Annotated in this window: 3 protein-coding genes and 1 pseudogene; all 4 read left to right on the top strand. The window is 42.2% G+C overall.

Going from position 1 to position 5,436, the window contains the following annotated elements:
- Window positions 1–1,723 (top strand): leucine-rich repeat protein (locus RHS_RS27875; RefSeq protein WP_047835024.1); only part of this gene is annotated, 1,723 nt, incomplete at its 5' end.
- Window positions 1,724–1,886: 163 nt separating this feature from the next.
- Window positions 1,887–3,728 carry a sensor histidine kinase gene (locus RHS_RS27880; protein WP_027295267.1) on the top strand — a complete coding sequence of 614 codons (1,842 nt, stop codon included), beginning with the start codon at window positions 1,887–1,889 and terminating at the stop codon, window positions 3,726–3,728.
- Window positions 3,709–5,220, top strand: a complete 1,512-nt coding sequence (locus RHS_RS27885) for a response regulator (RefSeq protein WP_027295266.1) — start codon at window positions 3,709–3,711, stop codon at window positions 5,218–5,220. The genes RHS_RS27880 and RHS_RS27885 overlap by 20 nt, the downstream gene beginning before the upstream one ends.
- A pseudogene (locus tag RHS_RS32210) lies at window positions 5,177–5,436 on the top strand (hypothetical protein); the annotation flags it as partial. The gene RHS_RS27885 and the pseudogene RHS_RS32210, both read left to right, overlap by 44 nt.

Raw genomic sequence — 5,436 nt, forward strand, 5'->3', positions numbered from 1 at the left:
GCAGACAATTACCGGATCAGAGACAGCAGTAAACCGTGTAGGAAAGAACGGTTACAGCAATGACTCACAGTATCCGGACAATCTGGAACTGGATGACCTTAGAATTTACAACGGTGCGGTAAACAGCGAAAAGATTAACGAGCTTTATACAGAGTATGACAACAATGTAGACAAGACTGTTTTACAGACGGCGCTGGAAACAGCAGAAGCTTACATTCCGGATGGATATACAGCAGAGAGTTACGCTGTACTGGAAGCAGCAATTGCTGAAGCAAGGAAAGTTTTCGAAGATGAGAATGCGGATCAGGATGCAGTAGATGAGCAGATTGGCAAGCTTGAAGAAGCAATTGCCCAGCTGGAAAGTATTCTGGCTGATCTGACACAGTTACAGTCCCTGTACAATGCTATTTCACAGATGGATATGAGCATCTACACAGAGGAAAGCGCAGATGTATTGAAAAATGCACTGGAAAATGCAGGCGCAGTAATTCAAAAAGAAAATGCTACAAAAGTGGAAGCAGCAGAAGCAGAATCAGGATTACTGGTAGCCCTTGCAGGACTGGAGAAAAAAGCAGAAGAACCGAAACCGGTAATTGATAAATCATTAGCAAAAGCATTATACAGTGCTTACAAAGACCTGGATCTTTCCGGATATACCCAAGAAAGTGCAGCAGCATTTACACAAGCATTAGGCAGTCTGCAGACGGTAATCGGAAAAGAAAATGCAGCACAGGAAGAAGTTGACAATACCATAGCAAATCTTCTGTCAGCAGCGACTGCACTTGCAGTAATGCCGGAAGATCCGGAAGAACCGGAAGTAGAGGTAGACTTCTCCGTACTGAGCGTACTTTACAATGCATATACAGGCATTGATACCGCTAAGTATACAAAAGAAAGTACCGATGCATTCCTTGCAGCACTTCAAGGTGCACAAGACGTTCTGAATAACCCTGATGCAGATCAGGCAGCAGTTGACCAGGCAGCGTCAGCATTGGCTAAGGCAGCAGCAGAATTGACAGAAGAGCCGGTAAAACCGGAAGAACCAACTGTTACCACAGATACAACAACATTAAATGTACTATATAATGCCTATGCAGGACTTGATACCGGCAAATATACAGACAACAGCGCAAAAGCTTTAAAAGATGCAGTGGCAGCAGCAGCAGCAGTTTTAAATAATGCAAATGCAACACAGGATCAGATTGATCTGGCAGCATCAAAACTGATGTCAGCAGCTACAGCACTGGAAATGAAACCTGCAGAGACTCCAAAACCGGTAGTACCTGCACTGAAAAAGGGCCAGATCCTTACTTACAAAGGACTGCGCTACAAAGTTACCAATCCAACAGCAGGAAAAGCAACTGTAATGGTGGTTGGAGCATCCAGCAAGTCCGTTAAGAAGGTAACGGTACCATCTACGGTAACCTTAAAAGGAGTAAAATGCAAGGTAACAAAGATTGGACAAAAATCATTTAAGAATTACAAGAAGCTGCAGCAGATAACAATCGGTGCAAATGTAACAGCGATTGGACAACAGGCATTCTATGGGGACAGCAAGCTTACCAATATCACTGTTAAGTCAAAAGTACTGAAGAATGCATACAGCAATTGTTTGAAGAATATTTCTTCCAAGGCAGTGATTAGAGTTCCGAAGTCTAAAGTGAAGACATATAAAAAAGTATTTAAAAACAGAGGACAGAAGAGCAGCGTAGTAATTAAGTAAAAAGCAGAATCACAAGCCAGCGTTCTTACGCTGGCTTGTGTTGTAGAAAAATAATTAAAATGAACAATACTTATTAGATTATATTTTAAGCAAGCTTGCGATATATATCCGGATAAGTGTAAAATAATGGTATTTGAGTATTGCGGAAAGTGAGCCTGTAAACATGTTGAAAAAAATAATCGTACGATATAATAACTGGACACTTGGAAGAAAATTGTTATTCGGTTTTTTGTTTGGCTCAATTATACCGATTCTGTCTATACAGTTAATAGGATACTATGTAAATAAAAATATAGTAACGGAAAAGGTAGATCAGTTAATGGTTAGTAATCTGACCCAGATATCAGAACGGGTGCACTTAAATATGGAAACCTATTCCAGCCTTTTATACCAGCTGTACACGGATGAACAGCTGACAGAGAGTATAAAAACTCTGATGGATATTACGGACAGCCAGAAAGCATTTGCATACAACAGAGCATACAACTGCCTGAAGCAGTATAACAATGACAATCTGGGTATCCGGTGTATCAGTCTGGTGTGTGCGGACGGCAGTTCAGTGGTAGCTGATTTTCAGACAGATTCTGCAATTGATAATTTATGGAGAGGCTATCCGGATCTGAGAACGACGAAGCCTTACATAGACTGCATTGATGAACCAAGCATGGTCATTACGCCCACTATGAAGTTTCAGGAGAACGGAACGGAAGGGTATTATTTTCATATGTCCAAACGGGTATTTGATTTTGACCATCTGGAACAGGGAAGCATTGCTACCATTATTATGTCTATTGATGAACGGATCCTTGAGGAAATCTGTAATAAGCCAGAGGATAGTGCCAACCAGGAACTGTCCCAGCACAGCCTGAATTTTATTCTGGATGAAAACAGGCAGGTAATTACCTATCCGGATGAGAGTTTTGTGACTCTGAAAATGAATCCCCGGCTAACGGTAGCGGAATTTGTAAAAGTTACAGGATATCTGCGGGATAAAAAAACGGCTATCAACGAATACAGAGACCCTCAGACAGGATGGGTTTTTTACAACGTGTATGATAAAGACTATATGCTGAAGGATCTGGTAAATACCCAGAAGATTTTTCTGCTTGTAGGCGTTGCCGCAGTTATTTTCGTAACGTGCATTATTAGTTATACGGTATATATGTTAAACCGGTCAGTCCGTTCGGTATTAAAAGGAATCGGACAGGTACAGCAGGGGCATCTGGATGTGGTGATTCCGGAAGATACCCAGGATGAAATTGGTCTGATTGCACGAAATTTTAATACTATGACCGTAAAAGTGAAAGAGCTGGTCACTACCGTAAAAGAGGCACAAAACAGTCAGAAAAATGCAGAAATCCGTGCGCTGGAGGCACAGATTAACCCGCATTTCCTATATAATACCCTGGATTCCATTAACTGGATGGCAATTGAAAAGGGAGAGTATGAGATCAGTACCATGCTGAGAAACTTAGGTGTTATACTGCGTTACAGTGTAAATAAGAGTAATCAGAGAGTCAGCATATGGGAAATGTCGGATTGGCTTCATAAATACATCAGTCTCCAGAAAATGAGATTTAATGATGCATTTACGTACAATCTGCAAATAGACAAAAATACAGAAAAGGTGAAAGTATATAAGCTGCTATTGCAGCCATTTGTTGAGAATTCTATTATACATGGGTTTGATGGAATGATGGCGGGAGGCTTATTGAGAATTGAATGTTCACTCTCAGATGACGGGAAGGGGGTTGTATTTATTATAGAGGATAATGGAGTGGGCATGCCGGAAAGTAAGGTACAGGAGTTTAATGACCCGAAACGGGCAATTATTGATGATGGAAGGAGCATCGGGCTAAACAATGCATTCTCAAGGATGTATATGTATTATGGAAATAAAGCCAGCTGGACAATCAGCAGCTTAAAAGGCCTGGGAACGGTCATCACCCTGCGCCTGCCGGTTATTGATGAAATGAGGAAGGAAAATGAGGATATTAATAGTTGAAGATGAGGTAAAGATCAGAGTTGGAATATCAAAACTGATCTCGTCTCAGAGCGGTCACACAATTGTTGGAGAAGCAAAAAACGGAATGGAGGGATATGAGATGGCAATCCGGCTTCGCCCGGAGCTGATCATCACCGACATCCGAATGCCTGTCATGAATGGGCTGGAAATGCTGGCAAAGATTCAGGAGGACAAAGTTGCCTGCCATAGTGTTATTCTCAGTGGATATTCAGAATTTGAATATGCGAAAAAGGCAATAACCCTGGGAGCGGATGACTATCTGTTAAAGCCCATTGCGGCGGAAGACGTAAAAGAGGTACTGGATAGGATTGAAGAAAAACTGGATCTGGAAAAAAGGCAGATTGAAGGAACGCCTCAGGGATATATCAGGGATATTATCCTGGGCAGCCTGGCGGAAACCAGGGAGAATTACCAGCGCCTTGCCGATATCGGCGGATTAGATCTGGAATCACCGTGTTTTCTTTATGCAGGCTATCTTGGAAATGCAGAGCCGGCATATGTTGAATTTTGCAAAAACCAGCTTGAGGAAATGAAAGTGAAATACGGCAAAGACCGCATTTATATGGTATTTATTGAAAGTACGCAGGAATATGTGTGTGTCATTCAGAGCGAAAATCCGATGGAGGGATGGAATAAGAGGATTAGCCACAGAGTATATCTGAAGAATGTAAGAGAGGGGCAGGCAGTGTGGACAGCCGGAAGCATCCTGTCTCTTACAGAGCTGCGCAGCCAGGTAAATGAACTGCGAAAGCTTACTTCTTATGCAATGGCATTGGGATATACACATTTGCTGACGAAAAGGGAAATCAGCCTGTTTACTCCGGAGGAATTTACATATCCGGTATTTTTGGAAAACAGGATCAAAGTATCTGTATGCAAGGGAGATAGTGAGGAGTTAACAAGCTGTGGGGATAAATTCCGGTCATATATGAGGGATCAGAAATGTGAACCTTATCATATCCGTCAGGGGTATATGAAAATGGTAAATTACATTTTAAATATTTCCCAGGAGGTTGCAGAGGAGGGCTATCGGCTGATACAGGAGCAGAATCCTATTAAAACTCTCGGTAATGCCATTACCTTATCGGAACTGGAGACCTGTTTCCAAAAGATTATTCAGATTCTGGCAAAAACGGTAAATAAGAAAGATGATATCCGTAATTATACGGTAAACAGAGCAATCAGCTACATACGGGAACATTATATGGAAGTGATATCCCTGGAAGAAATGGCCAGACGTCTGGACATTACCCCCGAATACCTCAGTACCTTATTTAATAAAGAGGTGGGGATTAATTTTTCAACTTTTCTTAAGAAATTTCGTATCAGCCAGGCGAAACGGCTGCTGAAAGGAAGTGAGCTCAAGATCTATGAAGTGGCAAATGAGGTTGGATATGGTGACCCGAAATATTTTAACAGGGTTTTTCGTGAAGAGGTCGGAGTCTCGCCGGGGGATTACAGGCAGTCATAATAGAAGACGAAAAGCCTGCAGTTATTTTCTTATTTTACTGATGGCAGTCCAGATGGCAGGCTGCAGGAACCAGGAAAGTGACGGGCAGGAGGAAAGCAAGGCAAGGGAGGAACTGGTTCTTTGGTCCTATTATGAGACCGATGCCCAGAGAAGCGGTCTGGATAACCTTGTAAACGGGTTCAACCAGTCCCAGACCCAGTACCGTGCTTCCTGGAA

The organism is Robinsoniella sp. RHS, assembly GCF_001029355.1.
Taxonomy (GTDB): Bacteria; Bacillota; Clostridia; order Lachnospirales; family Lachnospiraceae; genus Robinsoniella; species Robinsoniella peoriensis.